This is a genomic window from Acidithiobacillus sp. TH-A117, from assembly GCF_057473465.1.
Window position 1 is genome coordinate 1 of record NZ_JBYCKQ010000045.1, and the last position, 17950, is coordinate 17950.

At 57.3% G+C, this 17950-nt stretch carries 20 protein-coding genes; 11 read left to right on the forward strand and 9 right to left on the reverse strand.

Going from position 1 to position 17950, the window contains the following annotated elements:
* Nucleotides 1-190 (reverse strand): cold-shock protein (locus AC2VLR_RS10925; protein WP_486882142.1); only part of this gene is annotated, 190 nt, incomplete at its 3' end.
* A gap of 190 nt (nt 191-380) precedes the next feature.
* Here AC2VLR_RS10925 and AC2VLR_RS10930 point away from each other — a divergent pair.
* From AC2VLR_RS10930 to AC2VLR_RS10960, 7 genes are all read left to right on the forward strand, one after another.
* Nucleotides 381-1262, forward strand: coding sequence for an NAD(P)-dependent oxidoreductase (locus AC2VLR_RS10930; protein WP_486882143.1), 882 nt, complete (start codon nt 381-383; stop codon nt 1260-1262).
* 105 nt (nt 1263-1367) lie between these two features.
* Nucleotides 1368-3635, forward strand: coding sequence for an FdhF/YdeP family oxidoreductase (locus tag AC2VLR_RS10935; protein ID WP_486882144.1), 2268 nt, complete (start codon nt 1368-1370; stop codon nt 3633-3635).
* Nucleotides 3625-3897 carry a hypothetical protein gene (locus AC2VLR_RS10940; protein ID WP_486882145.1) on the forward strand — a complete coding sequence of 91 codons (273 nt, stop codon included), beginning with the start codon at nt 3625-3627 and terminating at the stop codon, nt 3895-3897. The genes AC2VLR_RS10935 and AC2VLR_RS10940 overlap by 11 nt, the downstream gene beginning before the upstream one ends.
* Entirely contained in the window at nt 3876-4724 is an 849-nt protein-coding gene (gene fdhD, locus AC2VLR_RS10945) for a formate dehydrogenase accessory sulfurtransferase FdhD (protein ID WP_486882146.1), read from the forward strand. The genes AC2VLR_RS10940 and fdhD overlap by 22 nt, the downstream gene beginning before the upstream one ends.
* Before the next feature lie 39 nt (nt 4725-4763).
* Complete coding sequence (locus AC2VLR_RS10950) at nt 4764-5873, forward strand: S-(hydroxymethyl)glutathione dehydrogenase/class III alcohol dehydrogenase (RefSeq protein ID WP_486882147.1); 1110 nt, start codon at nt 4764-4766, stop codon at nt 5871-5873.
* A gap of 8 nt (nt 5874-5881) precedes the next feature.
* A complete protein-coding gene (gene fghA / locus AC2VLR_RS10955; protein WP_486882148.1) occupies nt 5882-6760 on the forward strand; it encodes an S-formylglutathione hydrolase in 879 nt (292 codons plus the stop codon).
* A gap of 82 nt (nt 6761-6842) precedes the next feature.
* Nucleotides 6843-8123 carry an MFS transporter gene (locus AC2VLR_RS10960; protein WP_486882149.1) on the forward strand — a complete coding sequence of 427 codons (1281 nt, stop codon included), beginning with the start codon at nt 6843-6845 and terminating at the stop codon, nt 8121-8123.
* A 2-nt stretch (nt 8124-8125) separates the two neighbouring features.
* Here the strand turns inward: AC2VLR_RS10960 and AC2VLR_RS10965 are convergent, their stop codons facing one another.
* The 4 genes from AC2VLR_RS10965 to hemC are packed head-to-tail and all read right to left on the reverse strand — an operon-like array spanning nt 8126 to nt 11517.
* The gene (locus tag AC2VLR_RS10965) at nt 8126-8836 is read right to left on the reverse strand and encodes an energy transducer TonB (RefSeq protein ID WP_486882150.1); all 711 of its coding nucleotides are present in this window, start codon (nt 8834-8836) and stop codon (nt 8126-8128) included.
* Nucleotides 8824-9816, reverse strand: coding sequence for a porphobilinogen synthase (gene hemB / locus AC2VLR_RS10970; RefSeq protein WP_486882151.1), 993 nt, complete (start codon nt 9814-9816; stop codon nt 8824-8826). Before hemB ends, AC2VLR_RS10965 begins: the two co-directional genes overlap by 13 nt.
* Nucleotides 9809-10600, reverse strand: coding sequence for a uroporphyrinogen-III synthase (locus AC2VLR_RS10975; RefSeq protein WP_486882152.1), 792 nt, complete (start codon nt 10598-10600; stop codon nt 9809-9811). Before AC2VLR_RS10975 ends, hemB begins: the two co-directional genes overlap by 8 nt.
* Nucleotides 10600-11517 carry a hydroxymethylbilane synthase gene (gene hemC / locus AC2VLR_RS10980; RefSeq protein WP_486882153.1) on the reverse strand — a complete coding sequence of 306 codons (918 nt, stop codon included), beginning with the start codon at nt 11515-11517 and terminating at the stop codon, nt 10600-10602. Before hemC ends, AC2VLR_RS10975 begins: the two co-directional genes overlap by 1 nt.
* Nucleotides 11518-11684: 167 nt before the next feature.
* On the opposite strand from hemC, the gene pal reads away from it, so the two are divergent.
* The 4 genes from pal to queC are packed head-to-tail and all read left to right on the forward strand — an operon-like array spanning nt 11685 to nt 14458.
* Nucleotides 11685-12260 (forward strand): peptidoglycan-associated lipoprotein Pal, encoded by a 576-nt coding sequence (pal, locus tag AC2VLR_RS10985; RefSeq protein WP_215842467.1) that lies wholly within the window; start codon nt 11685-11687, stop codon nt 12258-12260.
* Nucleotides 12261-12281: 21 nt separating this feature from the next.
* Nucleotides 12282-13118: a tol-pal system protein YbgF gene (gene ybgF / locus AC2VLR_RS10990; RefSeq protein WP_215842466.1), complete on the forward strand. Its 837-nt coding sequence runs from the start codon at nt 12282-12284 to the stop codon at nt 13116-13118.
* A gap of 2 nt (nt 13119-13120) precedes the next feature.
* Entirely contained in the window at nt 13121-13765 is a 645-nt protein-coding gene (queE, locus tag AC2VLR_RS10995; RefSeq protein ID WP_215842465.1) for a 7-carboxy-7-deazaguanine synthase QueE, read from the forward strand.
* 3 nt (nt 13766-13768) lie between these two features.
* A complete protein-coding gene (queC, locus tag AC2VLR_RS11000) occupies nt 13769-14458 on the forward strand; it encodes a 7-cyano-7-deazaguanine synthase QueC (RefSeq protein ID WP_215842464.1) in 690 nt (229 codons plus the stop codon).
* A 103-nt stretch (nt 14459-14561) separates the two neighbouring features.
* Here queC and tolB read toward each other — a convergent pair whose 3' ends face one another.
* From tolB to tolQ, 4 genes are read right to left on the reverse strand one after another with little or no spacing between them, the layout of a single operon-like run.
* Nucleotides 14562-15830 (reverse strand): Tol-Pal system beta propeller repeat protein TolB, encoded by a 1269-nt coding sequence (gene tolB, locus AC2VLR_RS11005; RefSeq protein ID WP_486882155.1) that lies wholly within the window; start codon nt 15828-15830, stop codon nt 14562-14564.
* A complete protein-coding gene (tolA, locus tag AC2VLR_RS11010; RefSeq protein ID WP_486882156.1) occupies nt 15823-16845 on the reverse strand; it encodes a cell envelope integrity protein TolA in 1023 nt (340 codons plus the stop codon). Before tolA ends, tolB begins: the two co-directional genes overlap by 8 nt.
* Nucleotides 16842-17252, reverse strand: a complete 411-nt coding sequence (tolR, locus tag AC2VLR_RS11015) for a protein TolR (RefSeq protein WP_215842461.1) — start codon at nt 17250-17252, stop codon at nt 16842-16844. The genes tolA and tolR overlap by 4 nt, the downstream gene beginning before the upstream one ends.
* The gene (gene tolQ, locus AC2VLR_RS11020) at nt 17249-17950 is read right to left on the reverse strand and encodes a protein TolQ (RefSeq protein WP_486882157.1); all 702 of its coding nucleotides are present in this window, start codon (nt 17948-17950) and stop codon (nt 17249-17251) included. The genes tolR and tolQ overlap by 4 nt, the downstream gene beginning before the upstream one ends.

The following is a 17950-nucleotide window of genomic DNA, read 5'->3' on the forward strand; positions in this document are numbered from 1 at the left end:
CGTCCTCAGCCTGCATGCCTTTGGGGCCGCGAACACTGTTGAACGATACACGTGCGCCTTCTGCCAGGGTCTTGAAGCCGCTGCCCTGAATGGCGGAATGATGGACGAATACATCTTCCTTACCGTCTTCAGGAGTGATGAAACCGAAACCTTTACTATCGTTGAACCACTTTACTGTACCTGTTGCCATTTGATGCACTTCCTATTGCGTAAATTCGGACCACGTGTCCAGTGCTGAGCATAGGGACTATTCTTTATACATGCAAGGTATTTCTACGACAATTTTGCAGCAAATCCGGCTTTCTTGACGGAAAACCGATTTCTGACTAAGGTTAGAACCAACCGTCCGGTATGTAATGTTCCCTGACAAGGAGTAGTTCATGAAAATTGGCTTCATAGGATTAGGGCAGATGGGTTCAGGTATGGCGGCCCGGCTGCAGGCTTCCGGCCAGCCTCTCACCGTATTCAACCGTTCCCCGGAAAAAATGCAGGACCTGATTGACCTGGGAGCAAAGGCTGCCCAGTCTCTAGGCGATTTTGCCGATGCCGACGTGATCTTCACCATGCTTGCCGATGATCGCGCTGTGAATGCGCTGGTGATGGAAGAAGACGGCTTGCTGGCACAGATGCGGCCCGGTGCCGTGCATGTTTCCTGCAGCACCATCAGTGTCGCCCTTTCAGCGCAACTGGCCGAGGCCCATACCCGTGCCGGACAGGAATATGTGGCAGCACCGGTTTTCGGCAGACCCGATGCAGCAGCGGCGGGCAAACTCTATTTGGCAGTAGCCGGCAAACCAACAACCATTGAGCGTCTTCAGCCGCTTTTTACGCACATAGGCCAACACAGTTTCGTGGTGGCCGAGGCGCCAGAAAAAGCCAATCTGGTCAAACTCAGTGGTAACTTTCTGATTGCCGCTGTCATTGAATCTCTGGGTGAAGCTATGGCACTGGTGGAAAAAGGCGGCGTGGATCGTCATGCCTATCTGGAACTGCTGACCTCCAGCCTCTTCAATGTGCCTCTCTATAAAAATTATGGGGGACTGATCGCCGACCGGAAATTCACGCCGCCCGGCTTTGCCGCGCCTCTGGGGCAAAAGGATATGCGTTTGGTGCAGGCGGCTGCAGAAGAGTTGAACGTCCCCCTGCCTCTGGCAAGTCTGCTGCACGATCGCTTCATTCGCCTTGCCGCTGAGGGCGGCACCCCTCGCGACTGGTCAGCTATTGGCATACTGGCGGCTCAGGACGCAGGGCTGTCATCCTGATGGAGATTCATCGCATTACCAGCGTGCTTCACCTTGAGCCTGCACGATGCTGCTGCTAGTCTGAAATCAGCCCCTCGCCGGGGTTACTGTTGCAAGGAGAGAAAAATGGCCGAACTGAAATTTCATCCTTATCACCAACCGGCGGGGGGTTGGGGTGCCCTGCGCGCTTCCATGCAGAGCCTGCGCCAGCAGAGAATACTGACTGAAGGGACTGCTTTGCTGCTTAAATCCAATCAGGCCGAGGGCTTTGATTGCCCGGGCTGCGCCTGGCCCGATCCCGATGCCCATTCCACCTTTGAATTTTGCGAAAACGGCGTGAAAGCGGTTGCCGCTGAAGCCACCAGCAAAAAGGTGACTGCCGATTTTTTTGCGCAGCATTCCGTAGCCTGGCTAGCTCAGCAAAGTGACTATGATCTGGAAGAATTTGGGCGCCTGACGGAACCCATGCTGTACAACACCGCCAGTGATCATTATGAACCGGTCTCTTGGGAAAATGCGTTTGCTCTCATTGCCAGTCAGTTGCAAAAACTGGATTCTCCCGACCAGGCCATTTTTTATACCTCGGGCAGAACCTCCAACGAAGCCGCTTTTCTCTATCAGCTATTTGCCCGGGAATTTGGCACCAACAACATGCCCGATTGCTCTAATATGTGCCACGAACCTACCAGTCTCGGCATGCCGGAGTCCATTGGTATTGGCAAGGGCACCGTTACCCTGGAAGATTTCGACCATGCCGACACCTTGCTCCTTTTTGGTCATAACCCAGGGACCAATCATCCCCGGATGCTGGGAACTCTCCGCGATGCGGCCAAGCGGGGTTGTCGTATTCTGGTATTCAATCCTCTCCGTGAGCGCGGGTTGCAGCGTTTTGTTAATCCACAGGATCCTGGCGAAATGCTCACCAACCATGGGACAGAAATCGCCACCCATTACTATCAACCGCGCATTGGTGGCGACTATGCCATTGCTCTCGGTATCGTTCGTTATTTGCTGGAACAGGGAACACTGGATCAGGACTTCATTGACACCCATACCCAAGGCTTCGCCCAGCTCCAAAGCATCGCCCTGGAAACTCCCTGGGCGGATATTGAGACCGAAAGCGGTCTGAGTCATGCCGAGTTCATGGAAATCGGCCAAATCTATGATTCTGGCAAAGCCAGTATCATTACCTGGGGTATGGGCATCACCCAGCATAAACATGCTGTTGCCACCATCCAGATGCTGGTCAATGTGTTGCTGTTGAAGGGTAATATCGGCAAGGAGGGAGCAGGAGCCTGCCCGATTCGCGGGCATAGTAATGTGCAGGGGGATCGCACCATGGGCATCTGGGAACGTCCGGCCACTGATTTTCTGGATCGCCTGGCCACAGAATTCGATTTTGAACCGCCCCGCGAACCGGGGTACGACGTGATTGGCAGCATCGCCGCCCTGGAAAAGGGGGAGGCGAAGGTGTTTTTCGGTATGGGTGGCAATTTTGCCAATGCCACTCCAGATACCCAGCGTGTGCATACCGCCCTGAGCCAATGCGAGCTAACCGTACACGTCACCACCAAGCTCAACCGCTCCCATATCGTGCACGGAAAAAACGCGCTGATTCTTCCCTGTCTGGGGCGCACAGAAATAGATATCCAGAATGGCAAGCCCCAAGGCATCACCGTCGAAGACTCCATGAGCATGGTGCACATATCTGAAGGCATGCGTGCTCCGGCTTCGCCCCATCTGAAATCCGAATGTGCCATCATTGCCGAACTGGCAGCAGCGACGCTGCCCGACAGCAAAACGCCCTGGCGTGAACTGGTGCAGGATTATGACCGGATTCGCGAAAGGATTTCCCGGGTTGTCGCCGGCTTTGAGGATTTCAATGCCCGGGTACATCACCCCCGAGGCTTTCACCTGGATCTTCCCCCGCGCTCACGGCGCTGGACGACGCCTTCCGGCAAGGCCCAGTTCATTGCGCAGCCGCTCAAAAGCATTACTGAGGATCGTTTTGTTCCCCAAAGCAGCGACCGGGTTTTTAATCTCATGACGATTCGCAGCCACGATCAGTACAACACCACCATCTATGGCTACGAAGATCGCTATCGCGGGGTATCCGGAGCTCGAAACATCTGTTTCATGCACCCGGACGACATGGCTGAACTGGGTTTTGTGGAAAACAGTACGGTAGATATTACATCTCACTGGACCGACGGTGAGCGCATGGCCCGCAATTTTCGGATACTGCCTTATGACATTCCCCGTTCCTGTGTGGCGGGCTACTACCCTGAGCTGAACGTACTGGTACCTCTGTCCAGCCATGCAGACCGGGCCAATACTCCGACTTCCAAGTCCATTCCTGTCACCTTCCAGGTGGCCGAGGCCCATGACCAATAGCCCGCCATCCGAAGCTGCCGCCATCGAGGATCTGGTTGTCATGCTCCTGCAGATCCTCTGTCAGGAGCAGGCGGTTTCTTTGGCAAAAATCGGGAAACAGATGCAACTACGGCGCAGCCAACTGGAAAGGCTCCTATTACTGCTAGGTGAAAATGAAGCCTGGGGAGGACTGGGCTATCTGACCCAAAATGAACAAAGGGGCCGAGCCATGATCATGCTCACCGCAAAAGGGAAGGATTTATGCGCATCCATGGCCAATTAAACAGTGGCATCGGCTGGTCGCCGGCCACATTGCTTGCTGGCAAGGCCTCCCCCGTCGCCCATGAAGAAGCCATTCTCGAAGAACGGGCGGTATCCATCGTTATCAATGGGCAGCCCTATGCGGTGATGATGGTGACGCCAGAACATCTGGAAGATTTTTTTCATGGCTTTTTGTGGAGCGAAGGCATCATTCAGCATCTGCAGGATATCAGCGCCTGGGAATTGGTCGTGCAGAACACTGAAACTTCAGCCATCTACCTGCAACTTTCAGCAGAAGCTGCCGAGCGCGCCCGTCACAAGGGTCGTCAGATTATCGGGGGAAGCGCCTGCGGCTTGTGTGGCACGCCCGTTTTTGACGGACTGATTCCCGTTGCGCCTCTGGAAAACCATTATGCCACCACCCCTCAAGCCATTCACCGGATCATGCGCCAGATGCGCGAACAGCAGCGCCTCAACCGTAGTACCGGGACTGCTCATGCCGCCATTCTCGAAAGCCATCAGGGAGCACTGGTTCGCGAAGACATCGGTCGCCACAACGCGGTGGATAAAAGTATTGGCGCCGCCATTCAACAAGGGTTGCGGCCGGGTCAGGTACAGGTCCTGGGTATTTCCTCACGGTTGAGCTTTGAAATCGTGCTCAAAGCCCTGGGTTTTGGTATTCCAGTAATCGCCGCCATCTCCGGGGTCAGCAGCATGGCGATCCAGCTTGCCCAAAGCCACGGCATCACTCTGATTGGCTACACCCGCGATGATCGGATGACCCTATATGCCCATGCCGAGCGTGTTCGGGAAGAATCCGGCATTACCCTTTCCTCTTTGGATCAATAATCGTTAAGCTTTTCCCATCCCCTTACTCAGGAGCAATCTATGGATGTTCGTGCTGCCGTCGCCTATGGCGCCAATCAACCCCTGGTCATCGAAACCGTGCAACTGGACGGACCACGTCCCGGAGAAGTGCTGGTAGAAATCAAGGCGACCGGAGTTTGCCATACGGATGCTTACACACTGTCCGGCATGGATCCTGAAGGCCTGTTCCCCACCATTCTCGGCCATGAAGGCGCGGGCGTAGTGGTTGAGGTAGGAGAGGGGGTACGATCCCTGAAACCGGGAGATCATGTCATTCCGCTCTATACCCCCGAGTGTCGGGAGTGTGAATATTGTCTGAGTGGCAAAACCAATTTGTGTCAGGCTATTCGTGAAACCCAGGGGAAAGGCCTGATGCCCGATGGGACCAGTCGTTTTTCCAGTCAGGGGAAGCCCCTCTATCACTACATGGGTACCAGCACCTTCGCCCAATATACCGTGCTTCCGGAAATTGCTCTGGCCAAAATCCGCGAAGACGCACCCTTTGACAAGGTCTGTTACATCGGCTGCGGCGTTACCACAGGTATCGGCGCGGTGATTTATACCGCCAAAGTACGGCCCGGTGACAAGGTGGTGGTGTTTGGCCTCGGAGGCATTGGGCTGAACGTCGTGCAGGGTGCCCGCCTAGCCGGTGCTGACATGATTATCGGTGTGGACATCAATCCCTCCAAAAAAACCCTGGCGGAAGCCTTCGGGATGACCCATTTCGTCAATCCCCAAGAGGTCGAAGGGGACCTGGTTCCCTATCTGGTCAGCCTGACCAAGGGCGGCGCTGACTATAGCTTTGAGTGCGTCGGAAATACCACCCTGATGCGCCAGGCTCTGGAATGCTGCCACAAAGGCTGGGGGACCAGTGTGATCATCGGGGTCGCGGGCTCCGGACAGGAAATCAGCACCCGTCCCTTTCAGCTGGTCACCGGCCGCAACTGGCGCGGCTCGGCTTTTGGTGGCGCCAAGGGACGCACCGACGTACCCAAAATTGTCGACTGGTATATGGAAGGCAAAATCCAGATTGATGAAATGATCACCCATACCCTGCCGCTGGAATCCATCAATACGGCTTTTGATCTGATGCATGAGGGAAAATCCATTCGCACCGTACTCACCTTCTGAGGAATACCATGCCAAGTCAGGAACTGGAACTGCTGGAATCCCATGCCTGTTTTGCCGGACGCATGGAGCGTTACCAACATCATTCCCGGCAATGTCGGGGTCCTATGCGTTTTTCCATTTTCATCCCGGCGCATGGTGCTGACGAAACCCTGCCGGTGCTCACTTTTCTTGCAGGCCTGACCTGCAACGAAGAAACCTTCATGATCAAGGCCGGAGCCCAGCGCTATGCTGCCGAACTCGGGCTTATCCTGGTGGCTCCGGACACCAGCCCCCGCAATACCGGGATTGCGGGAGAAGAGGACGATTGGGATTTCGGCACTGGTGCAGGTTTTTATCTGGACGCCACCGCAGCCCCATGGGATGCCCATTACCGGATGTTTTCCTATGTGACTGACGAACTCCCGGCGCTGATTGCCCGGCATTTTCCAGTGCAGGGCACAGCCCAGGGTATCTGCGGACATTCCATGGGGGGGCATGGTGCTTTGGTCTGCGGCCTCAGAAAATCCGGACAATATCAATCCATTTCGGCCTTCGCCCCCGTTTCCGCACCCAGCCAGACCCCCTGGGGACAAAAAGCCTTCAGCCGCTATCTCGGGGCGGACACCGGGCAATGGCAGGCTTATGACAGCCTGGCACTTCTGCAGGAAAAAGCGGGACAAAGCCATCCACCTATCCTCATCGATCAGGGGCATGCAGATCCCTTTCTGGAAGTCGAACTGAAAACCGGATATCTGGAGGCTCTCAACGATCCCCGGCTGACTTTGCGTTGGCACGATCTCTACGACCACAGCTACTTTTTTATCAGCAGCTTCGTCAGCGATCATCTGGCTTTTCATGCCCGGCATCTGGGTGCGGTACGCCGATCAGATCCCCATCATGTCCGCTGAAGCACAGCCTTTCCTCAGAACCATGCCCATCCGGCGCCGGTAGCCGATGGCTGAGCAACGCGGTCACGCGCTAGGAGCAGCCATGCTGGGCATGCTGCTGGACGGTTATGATCTCAGCATCATGGCGGTCGTGCTCTTGCCTTTGAGCAGTGCCTGGCACCTGCAGGCAACGGAAACCGGTGTACTCATGGCCATGGCCCTTTTGGGCTCTCTCATTGGCGGTTTATTCGGTGGGTTTCTGACGGATCGCTGGGGTCGCCGTAAGCTGCTCTTCCCCAACATTTTTCTCTATGTGCTGGGAGCCCTGATCAGCGCCTTGAGTCCGGATACCGCAGCCCTGTTTGCCGGGCGTTTTATCACCGGCCTGGCCATTGGTCTGGATTATCCTCTGGTCGCCACCATTGTTGCGGAATACAACCAGCCCGCCCAACGTGGTAACCGCTTTGCCCGGGTCAATCTCGCCTGGTACCTGGGCGCCCTGCTGTCCACCATAGTGGGTTGGAGCCTGCTCCTTACCGGTCCGGACTCCTGGCGCTGGATGCTCGGCAGCGCCATCGTACCGGCCCTGGCCCTGCTTTGGTTACGCCGGGGCTTGCCCGAATCTCCGCGTTGGCTGGTCCGCAAAGGCCAGCATTCACGGGCCGAGGAAGCCCTGGCGCAACTCCAACCGACCCTCTCAGCAACACAGATTCATGCGCAACTAGAGCAGTTCCGGGTTCCACCCCAATCCTGGCGGATTTTGCTCCACAAAGCCTGGTTGCGTCGCCTTTTTCTCAGCATTTTTCCCTGGTTCTGCCTAGATGTCGTTGGCCTGGGCATCGGCCTCTATTTCCCCACCGTGCTGCGCGATAATGGTCTGGCCAGCAGTAATGCGGCAGCCGCTGCCATCAACGCGGCGGTGCTCATCGTTTCCGCCTTGGGGATTCTCTTCATTGTTTCCCGACTGGACCGCTGGGGGCGAATTCCACTGCAAAGCGCCGGTTTTGGCCTCATGTCTCTGGGCTTGGCGGTATTTGCCCTCTGTTCCTGGCAGCACTGGGTCATCGGGGTATATCTAGCCGCAGCCCTCTATGCTTTTGGGATGGGGATTGGTCCCGGCGTGACCGTATTTGCCCTGGCCGTGGAAATATTTCCCACCGAATTGCGCGCCAGTGCTGCGGGCTTGGCCACCGCTCTGTCCCGCCTGGGGGCTTTTCTGTCCGCCATACTCTTCCCGATTGTGGAGAAAAGCTGGGGGATTCCTCTGGTGTTGGTCTGCATGTCGGTCTTCGCCCTGCTCGGCTTGCTCGTCACCCTGGCTTATGGCGTGGAATCCCGCATGAAAAGCCTCGAAGAACTGGAAAATCTGCCCGCCAAAAGCTGAATTTACTCAAAACTCCAGGTACGAACGATGCGCAGAGAAGTCGGAGGAGATTGCCACAAGGCCGGCAAGGGCGGGAAAGGTGCGGCAGCGCGAATGAGGGTTTCCACTGCATCCACCAGCGCTAGATTGCGCGCACCTTGCAACATGGCTATTTCCAGCAGATGTCCATCCGGGGCAATGGTCACGGCCACCACTACGCGCCCCTGAGGCAAGGGACCATGCCCCGCTGCAAACAGTTTTTTCTGTGCCAGGGCCATGATGCGCCCCTCCCAGTTTTTCAGATAAATGTTATAGGCGGCCTGTCGCTCTGCGGAAGAAACCGCCGGCGCCGCTTTCCGTGTGGCGGCGGTCACCTCGGCCTGGGGATGGGTCAGGCGGGGGTTCACCGGGGCGCTGATCTGCGGCCGATGAAAAGTGGGGGTCAGGGAAATTTCCACCAACGAGTTGACGGGATTTTTTTTGGCCAAAGGGCCCGCCAGCCCCAGCAATAAATACAACCAGATCAGAACGTTGATAAACAAGGAAAACAGCAGCCAGGGAAAGAGCTGGTCCATGTCTTGCGCGCGCAGGCGGAATATCCGGCGGACTGCCGTAATAATTACAGCACTATACCAGCGCAGCCGAAACAAGATATCCAGAATAAAGTTATCGGCGGCAACCTGACCCACAGCACGGGCTTGATGAGAGGCCTTTGACGCTTTTACCCCAACCATTCCGCCGCATCCAGGGCATAGTAAGTAATGATGGCATCAGCCCCGGCCCGTTTCATACCCAGCAGCGACTCCAGCACACTGCGCTGCAAATCCAGCCATCCAGCCCGCGCCGCAGCCTGCAGCATGCTGTATTCTCCCGAAACCTGATAGGTCAGCACCGGCAGATCGCAGCGTTCACGCAAATCCCGGACCAGATCCAGGTAGGGCATGGCCGGTTTGACCATCACCATGTCACACCCTTCGGCAATATCCAGATCCAGCTCGCGAAACGCCTCACGGCGGTTGGCCGGGTCCATCTGATAGGCACGACGATCCCCGAACTGGGGGGCACTGTCAGCGGCGTCCCGGAACGGACCGTAAAAGGCGCTGGCGTATTTGACGGCATAGGACAAAATACTGACTTCCCCATGACAGCCCGCATCCAGTGCCTCGCGAATGGCGCTGACCATGCCATCCACCATGCCGGAAGGAGCCACTACATGGACCCCGGCTTCGGCATAGGAAAGGGCCTGACGCTGGAGATTTTCCAGAGTCGCGTTATCATCCCGGTCACCGTCCGCGCTGAGGATGCCACAATGCCCATGATCGGTGTATTCGCAAAAACAGGCATCAGCAATGACCAGCAAATCCGGATAGGCCGCGCGAATGGCGCGGATGGCTTTTTGCACCAGCCCGTCCTTATCCCAGGAAGCCGAACCGCAGGCATCCTTGCAAGTCTCGGCAATGACCCCGAAAAGCAGCACCCCGGAAACCCCTCTGGCTACGGCTTCCCCGCATAGTTTTAGAGCCGAATCCACACTATGGCGGAAAACGCCGGGCATGGACCCAATCTCGTTGCGGATACCCTCACCTTCCACCAGAAAAATCGGCAAAATGAAATCCGCAGGGATCAACTGATTTTCCTGGAGCATCCCGCGCATGGCCGGATGTCGGCGCAACCGCCGGGGCGAATGCCGCAAGGACAGTGGACTTCTATTCATCGGTGTTACTCCGGCTTTTGGCCCAGCTTTCCAGGGCCGTCATGAGTCCTTCAGTGCTGGCCTCGGGAGCCACCCAGGGTTCCGGCAAACCCACTGCAGTAATGGCTTCTGCGGTGAGCGGACTGATGGCTATCAGTGGAGTGTTTTTTAACCAGCGTTGCCCAAGACCGCCCACCATCTGGTAGAAATTCTTGAAAATCTCGGGACTGGTGAGAATCACCGCGTCCAGTTCACCCCGCGCCCAGGCATGTAAAAGCGGGGTAGGATTGGCGCCGGGCAAAGTGCGCCGATAGCACAGCACTTTATCAACCTGAGCACCGCGCTCCCCCAGTACCTTTTCCAGCAATTCCCGGCCCTGGTCACCGACAAAAAGCGCCACATGGCGCTGCTGCATGTCGCTCAGCTCGGCACTATCCAGCAAACCTTCTGAACTGAACTTTTTAGGGACCAGATCCACCTGCAGACCAAATTCGCGCAAGGCTTTAGCCGTTTCCCGCCCTACTGCCGCCACACGCGGGCCTTGGGGCCAGGGCAAATTCTGGCTTTGCAGTCGGCTCAAAGCAAAAGCCACGGCATTACGGCTGGTAAAAATCACCCAGTCGAAGGTCTCCAGCCGATGCAGGGCGTCGTCCAATGATTGCCAGTTTTCCGGTGCTTCAATTTGCACTGCCGGAAATAGAATCGGACGCGCACCGACGGCTTTCAGGGCACCTACCAGATCTCCGGCCTGCTCCCTGGGCCGGGTGACGACTACGCCTTTATTCTGCAGTAATGCGCTACTCATTATGATTGAATTTCCTTGATAATTGCAGCGGCCCCCTGGGCCAGAAGCTGCTCAGCCACCACTTGCCCCAAAGCCATCGGATCAATGCCGCTGGCTTCTGCACGCAGCAGATGCGCGCCGTCAGGACTGGCTACCAGGCCGCGCAGATGCATGGCCTGCCCCTGCCATTCAGCCAGTGCCGCCACCGGTAAACGACAATCTCCGCCCAGTATGCGGTTCATGCTGCGCTCCGCCAACACACACTGCTGGGTCGCGGGGTCTATGAGCGCCTGTAATAGTGCCCGGGTTTGCGTATCTTCCGAGCGAATTTCAATACCCACAGCGCCTTGCCCCACCGCCGGCAAGGACTGCTCCACCGGCAGCGCCATACTGATCCGTTCCCCCAGCTGCAAACGTTTCAGGCCCGCCACGGCGAGAATGATGCCCTCATATTGGCCCTCGTCGAGCTTGCGCAGCCGGGTGGCGACGTTGCCGCGCAGGTCATCCACCTGCAAATGGGGGTAGACTTGCAGTAATTGTGCACGCCGCCGCAAGCTGGAGCTTCCCACCCGAGCACCCGGCTTGAGTTGCTCAGGATGTACGACGCTATTGCTGACAAAAGCATCGCGGACATCTTCCCGGGCCATGATGGCGGCAATCTCCAGACCTTCGGGCTGTAGTGCGGGCACGTCTTTCATGGAATGCACCGCCACGTCCACGTGTTCTGAGAGCAAGGCTTCCTCAATTTCCTTGACGAAAAGCCCCTTGCCTCCCAGCGAATGGAGAGGCGCATCGAGGAGGATATCTCCACTGGTGGTCATCCGGATAATTTCTACCTGAATACCCGGATGCGCCGCATAGAGGGCATCACGGACATGCTCGGCCTGCCAGACTGCGAGGGGGCTGGCGCGGGTACCAATTCGAATCTGCGGCATCATGGCGGGATAATCACCCTGGAACGACACAAAAAAACAGGAGTTCGTTACCTTAGCAGGGCAACTTTCCCTGTCAAGGATAAAGAAGTTCGCCCGATGCCGCAAATAACATTGAAATACTCTTTAACTACAAGATACAATCGCTGCAAATTTAACAGGAGCTCGAAAACATGCGTTATCAAATCTGGATGGCCGTAGCAATGACTAGTGCCCTCGCCCTTACTGGCTGCGCCCATAACGTCGGTAGTGGCAAGCCCAGCACCGTCGGAGCGGTAGCCCCGGTGAATTCTGCCGCCACGGCGGGATACAATGGCGAAGGCGTCAACGGCCAGGACCTCAATGCCAATGGCCCCATCGGCGGCGGCAACAGTGGACTGACCGCTGCTGAACTGGCAGCGCTGCCCCAGCAATTGCGGGTGCATTTCGGCTTCAACAGTGAAAGTATGGATGCCCATGCCCAGCAGATTGCCACCCAGAATGCCCAGTTCATGGTCAATCATCCCCATGTCAAGGTGCGCCTGGAAGGCAATACCGATGACCGGGGTACCCAGGAATACAATCTCGCCCTGGGCGAACGTCGCGCCGAAACGGTCAAACAGTTCCTGGAAGCCCAGGGTGTCAATGCCGCGCGTATCAGCACCGTCAGCTTCGGCAAGGACAATCCCCTCTGCACCAGCAACGATGCCGAGTGCTGGGCAAAAAACCGCCGCGTTGATTTTGTGTATAGTGGTGGCTACAACGGCTAAACAGCCAAGGAGAAAATGTTGATGAAACGCTGGCAATTACTGCCTGTTCTGCCGTTATTGTGTCTGAGTCCCTTTGCCCAGGCAGAATCCACGAGCGACCGGGTGCTCCAGCTTCAGCAGCAAATGGCGGTCATGCAGGGCGAGTTGAGCAGCCTCGTGGCCGTTCAGCAGGCGGACAAGGGCAGTCAAAGCGCCCTGGCCAGCCTGCTGCAACGTACCCAGCGCCTGGAACAGGAAGTCCGCAATCTGCGGGGTGAGCTGGATACCAAAACCCACGACCTGCAAACGGCACAACAGGCCACGGCCAGCAAGGTGCAGGCCCTGGCCGCCCAGCTGGCGGTAGCCACCCCGGCTACTGGAGTCACCGCTAGCACCAGCTCGACATTCAGCAGTCTGCTTACCCCCGGTTCTGTGCCCAGCAGCCCGGCAGCGGCAGTGGCCAGCGCGGCCAGTAATGCATCATCATCTACCATCCAGAGTCTGGGACAAGCCGACTATCAGCATGCCTTCAATTTCCTGCGGCAGGGAAAATACGGGGATGCCGTTACCGGCCTGCAGGGCTTCATCCAGAAATACCCTCAGAGCAGCCTTGTTCCCGATGCCTATTACTGGCTGGGACAAGCCCAGTATGTGCTCGGCCAGAATGACGCGGCGCTGAAAAGTCTGTATGTGGTGCCGACCCGCTTCAGCCAGAGCAGCAAGGCGCCCGAAGCCATGTTGCGTATGGCTGAAATTTATCAGGCCATCGGCAAAAAGAAGCAGGCCGTTGTGGTCCTGAACAAGATCCTCCGGCAATATCCCAGCACGCCAACTGCACAAAAAGCTGAGGCCCAATTGCAGGCACTGCCGTCACAGTAAAGATGGACGGGCGCCTCCGCATCACCGAAATATTTCACAGTCTGCAAGGGGAAACCCGCAGTGTCGGACGTCCTGCGACTTTCGTGCGTCTGACCGGTTGCCCGCTGCGCTGCCACTATTGTGATACGGCGTATGCTTTTCATGGCGGCGAATGGCAGACCCTGGATGCCATCATGGCAAGCGTCCAGGCGGGCGGCAATGCTCTGGTGGTGGTGACCGGTGGCGAACCCCTCGCTCAGACAGAGGTATTGCCCCTGCTGACCCGACTCTGTGATGACGGCTACGAGGTGTTTCTGGAAACCAGCGGCGCCTTGCCTGTCGCAGCCGTTGACTCCCGGGTCGTCAAAGTCCTCGACCTGAAAACACCCGACTCCGGCGAGTCTGGGCGCAATCTCTGGGAAAATCTGCCCCACCTGAATGCCCGGGACCAGATCAAACTGGTCATCTGCAGCCGCCGGGATTATGACTGGGCCAAAGAGGTAGTGCAGCGCGAAAATCTGAATCAGATCTGTGAAGTGCTATTCTCCCCGGCCCAGGGAGAAATGCCCCTGCGCGATCTGGCTGACTGGATACTGGCCGACAAGCTCCCGGTGCGGCTCCAGATTCAACTCCATAAACTCATTTGGGGCGATGTCCCGGGACGCTGAGCCATGTCAGAAGAAACCATCGCAAAACCCGCTATTGTCCTACTTTCCGGAGGACTGGATTCCGCCACGGTCATGGCCCTGATGCGTCGGGATGGATACGCCATTCACGCCATGTCCTTTGATTATGGCCAGCGCCACAAGCAGGAATTGCACTATGCCGGTCTGATAGCCCAGGCCATGGGGGTGGCCAGCCAACGTACCGTCCATATTGATCTGGGGGCATTTGGTGGTTCGGCGTTGACCGACACCCAGCTTGCGGTTCCGGAAACTGGCGTGGCTCCGGGTATTCCCATCACCTATGTACCGGCACGGAATACCATCTTTTTGTCCTTTGCCCTGGCTTTGGCAGAAGTATTGGGTGCCCAGGACATATTCATCGGCGTCAACAGTCAGGATTACAGCGGTTATCCTGACTGCCGCCCGGAATTCATCAGCGCCTTTGAAAAGCTCGCAGCGGTGGCCACCCGTCTCGGGGACGATGCGCGCGGACCGCGCATTCATGCCCCCCTCCAGCATCTCAACAAAAGCGAAATCATCCAGCTGGGCACCCGCCTAGGGGTGGATTACAGCCTGACCCGCTCCTGCTATCAGCTCGATGACCAGGGACGCTCCTGCGGCCGCTGCGACAGCTGCCGCCTGCGCCACGCCGGCTTCCTGGAGGCCGGAATCGTGGATCCTACGCCTTATCAATAGGTTCAGGCGGCCTGCTCGGGCTTGTGAATGATTGCCAGTTGCTCGGACAAGCGGCGCACCATCCCCGCAGTAAAAACCCAGGGATAGGCGCCACTTCAGATAGTTACCGCGACCAGGCAGGCTGGCTGTCCTGGCCGGCATCACTATGGAGTATGGCCATGGTTTTGCCGTCCAGGCTGACTTCTGCCAGCACCTTGCGGCCACCGCGATGGGTACCGTAGAGGATCATCTGACCATTTCCGGCAAAGCTCGGATGGTCGCAATTGCCCTGGGCATCCAGGACACGTATGCCGCTTCCATCGGGATTCATCACCGCCAGGGCATAAACGCCATCGGTGCGATGGATAAAGGCAATGGCATTGCCCGTGGGCGAATACTCAGGTCCGGCATTATAGCCGCCACTGTAAGACAGGCGATGAATATCGCCGCCATTGGCGTTCATGGCATAAATCTGGGGTCCGCCGGCACGGTCCGAGACAAACACAATCTGGCTGCCATTGGGCGCCCAGGTGGGCGAGGTGTTGATGGCATCATCATTGGTCAACTGGCGGCGCTGACCCGTCTGCAAATTGGCCACATAGAGCTCGGTGCGGCCCCCTGATGAACGGGCGTAGGCGATTTCCTGACCGTTGGGAGAAAAAGCCGGCGCACTAACAATCTCACCGCCGGGAGCAATGGCTTGCCGCTGCCCCGTCGCCAGATTTTGCACGTAAATAATGGCTCTGGCGTTGGCGTAGGTGACATAGGCCAGACGATGATTATTGGGTGACCAGACTGGCGAGAACACCGGCATGATGCCCCGGACAATGGGGTGAGGATTCCAGCCATCGGATTCGGCCACCAGCAATTCATAGGTATTGCCCGTCTGCCGCACATAGGCAATGCGGCTGGCAAAGGGACCGGGTTTTCCGGTAAAAGCCTGATAAATGACATCCGCCACATGATGGGCGGTCATATGCAGTTCGGCAGCAGAACAGGTAAAACGTCGCGCCGTCAATTCCTGTCCGGTACTAACATTGTAAACATAAACCGTAACCGCGTAGCCGCCGTTGAGGGGCTGCACCGAACCAACGGCCAGACCGGTAGCACCGACTGCCGTCCATTGGGCCGCTTTCACATCCCCCGGCGCACGCGGATCGCTGGGGTAACCAGCAGGCTCAATCACCCGGAACAGACCACTGTGGCGCAAATCATTGCGGATGACATCGGCTACGGAAGGCTGACCTGGCACCCCCGGTCCAAAAGAAGGAATGGCAATGGGCAGGGCCGAGGCCACGCTTTTGGTAATTTCCACAGTGAGCGCCGCCTGGGCAGGTAACACATAAACCGAAGCCAGCAGGAACAGGGCCAAAGCCCAGAAGCGTTTAGCCATGATTGAGATCCTCCGCTTTAAATTTAAGATCTACATCTTTATACAGGGAATAGGAAAGTCCGATAGGCGGTGAAAAAGGTGCGGCCTGCTCTACAGCCTGGATGACTGCGCGATCAAATTGTGGATTACCACTGGAATGTACAATTTGTGGTTGGCCAATAATTTGTCCTTCAGGGCTCAGGTGCATTTCTACCACACAGGTAAGTGCTGCGGCAAAATTAGTATTCCAAGCATTGAAAACTTGGGTACGGATTTTTTGCCCAAATAGCGCAATCAACCGCTGATTTTCCGAAGCCTGCTGAGCGCGGGCGGCAGCCATGTTGGCTTCGGCCTGCAGTTGGGCTTTTGCTTCCGCCATGCGCTGTTGTTGGGCTTTGGCGCGCGCTGCCGCAGCAGCCTGGGCGGCTTGCGCTGCCAGCTGCTTTTTGAGCTCTGCCGCCCGGGCTGCTGCCGCCTGTTCGGCGGCGCGTTTTTCCTGTACCGCCTTTTCTGCTGCCGCCTTTTCCGCAGCGGCTTTGGCGGCGGCCTTTTGTGCGGCTTTTTCTTGGGCAGCCTTCGCAGCTGCTGCCTGGACCTTAGCCTCCCGTTCGGCTTTTTGCCGGGCCGCCAGCTCTTCCGCGTGCTTTTCCTGGGCCTCACGGGCTGCGGCAATTTGCGCTGCTTTGGCCTCGGCCGCTTTGGCGGCAGCGGCTTTTTCAGCCGCAACCTGAGCAGCGCTGGGTGGCGGTGGCGTAACCGGTTTCGGAGTCGGCTTGGGAACCGGTTTCGGGGTCGGCTGGGGAATGGGTTTAGGAACCGGTTTCGGCGCAGGCTTAGGAGCAGGTTGCGGGACGGGCGCAGGTACCGGCGCGGGCATAGCCGCCGGAGGCATTCCACTACTCAACTGGGCCTGCATGGGATGATTGCCGCTACTCGGCGGCAACTGCACATGAAAAGTCCAGAACAGAGCAAAAAGTATGGCGGCATTGAGGATGATCGCCAGCGCCAAAGGCCATAGGGAGCGACGTTCTTTCAATGGCCCTCCGGGCGGGTCAGCAGGCCGACATGAGAAATACCGGCCTGCTGCAGCCGTGCCATTACTGCCATCACTTTGCCGTAATCCACATGGGCATCGCCACCCACCAGTACCTGCACCTGACCATGGGTAGAGCTGGATATACGCCGCACATCCGCAGCCAGATCGTCCAGCGCCACAGAACCATGCTTATCCTTGAACTGTACAGAAATGCTTCCTTGCCGAGTCACGGAAATCAGCACCGGAGGTACTTTGTCCGATACCGGCTTGGTCACCCCCTTGGGGAGATTGACGTTCACCCCCTGGGTCAACAAGGGCGCCGAGAGCATGAAAATCACCAGCAGTACCAAAGTCACGTCGATATAGGGGACGACATTCATTTCCGCCATCAAACGCCGTCTTTTCATGGCTTGGTCTCGGGTACCTGACGATGCAGGATGTTGGTAAATTCATCCATGAATACCTCAAACTGGGCATCGAGCTTGTCCAGCTTGTGAATATAGCGGTTATACGCAGCGGTGGCCGGAATGGCGGCAAAAAGACCGGCCGCCGTGGCGATGAGGGCTTCGGCCACCGGCGGGGCCACTGTCGCTAGCGTCGCCTGGCCGGCCGCACCAATGTGCATGAACGCGGTCATGATGCCCCAGACCGTCCCCAGCAAGCCCACGAAAGGACTGACAGAAGATACGGAAGCCAGAAAAGCCAGACGGTTCTCCAGACGTCCCACCTCACGCATTTGTGCCACCCGCATGGCCCGACGCGCTGCGTCCAGGGCATCACTGGGACGAATCTTGCCGCGCTGGCGCTGAAATTCTTCATACCCTGCGCAGAAAATACTGCCCGCCCCGGTTTCCAGATTACTGTTACCCGATACGTGTTGGTAAATCTGGCTCATTTCTCCACCACTCCAGAAGCGCTTTTCAAAGCGGGTCAGCGCCTTGAAAGCGCCGGCAAATACGGCCCACTTTTCAAAAATGATGGTCCAGGAAGCGATGGAGGCGATGACCAGCAGCACCAGAATGATCTGCACGACGGGACTGGCGTTGAGCACCAGATGGGCTACGGAAAGAGAAGCTGCGGGGTGGGTAACGTTTTGAGGATCCAT

Coding starts and splice junctions, on each gene's coding strand:
- AC2VLR_RS10930 (WP_486882143.1), top strand. CDS start 381: ATGAAAATTGGCTTCATAGGATTAGGGCAGATGGGTTCAGGTATGGCG.
- AC2VLR_RS10965 (WP_486882150.1), bottom strand. CDS start 8,836: ATGGTTGGGGTAAAAGCGTCAAAGGCCTCTCATCAAGCCCGTGCTGTG.
- AC2VLR_RS10935 (WP_486882144.1), top strand. CDS start 1,368: ATGGCCGAACTGAAATTTCATCCTTATCACCAACCGGCGGGGGGTTGG.
- tolB (WP_486882155.1), bottom strand. CDS start 15,830: ATGGCTAAACGCTTCTGGGCTTTGGCCCTGTTCCTGCTGGCTTCGGTT.
- AC2VLR_RS10940 (WP_486882145.1), top strand. CDS start 3,625: ATGACCAATAGCCCGCCATCCGAAGCTGCCGCCATCGAGGATCTGGTT.
- queE (WP_215842465.1), top strand. CDS start 13,121: ATGGACGGGCGCCTCCGCATCACCGAAATATTTCACAGTCTGCAAGGG.
- queC (WP_215842464.1), top strand. CDS start 13,769: ATGTCAGAAGAAACCATCGCAAAACCCGCTATTGTCCTACTTTCCGGA.
- tolR (WP_215842461.1), bottom strand. CDS start 17,252: ATGAAAAGACGGCGTTTGATGGCGGAAATGAATGTCGTCCCCTATATC.
- pal (WP_215842467.1), top strand. CDS start 11,685: ATGCGTTATCAAATCTGGATGGCCGTAGCAATGACTAGTGCCCTCGCC.
- tolQ (WP_486882157.1), bottom strand. CDS start 17,950: ATGGATCCTCAAAACGTTACCCACCCCGCAGCTTCTCTTTCCGTAGCC.
- AC2VLR_RS10960 (WP_486882149.1), top strand. CDS start 6,843: ATGCTGGGCATGCTGCTGGACGGTTATGATCTCAGCATCATGGCGGTC.
- ybgF (WP_215842466.1), top strand. CDS start 12,282: ATGAAACGCTGGCAATTACTGCCTGTTCTGCCGTTATTGTGTCTGAGT.
- hemC (WP_486882153.1), bottom strand. CDS start 11,517: ATGATGCCGCAGATTCGAATTGGTACCCGCGCCAGCCCCCTCGCAGTC.
- AC2VLR_RS10975 (WP_486882152.1), bottom strand. CDS start 10,600: ATGAGTAGCGCATTACTGCAGAATAAAGGCGTAGTCGTCACCCGGCCC.
- fghA (WP_486882148.1), top strand. CDS start 5,882: ATGCCAAGTCAGGAACTGGAACTGCTGGAATCCCATGCCTGTTTTGCC.
- hemB (WP_486882151.1), bottom strand. CDS start 9,816: ATGAATAGAAGTCCACTGTCCTTGCGGCATTCGCCCCGGCGGTTGCGC.
- AC2VLR_RS10950 (WP_486882147.1), top strand. CDS start 4,764: ATGGATGTTCGTGCTGCCGTCGCCTATGGCGCCAATCAACCCCTGGTC.
- fdhD (WP_486882146.1), top strand. CDS start 3,876: ATGCGCATCCATGGCCAATTAAACAGTGGCATCGGCTGGTCGCCGGCC.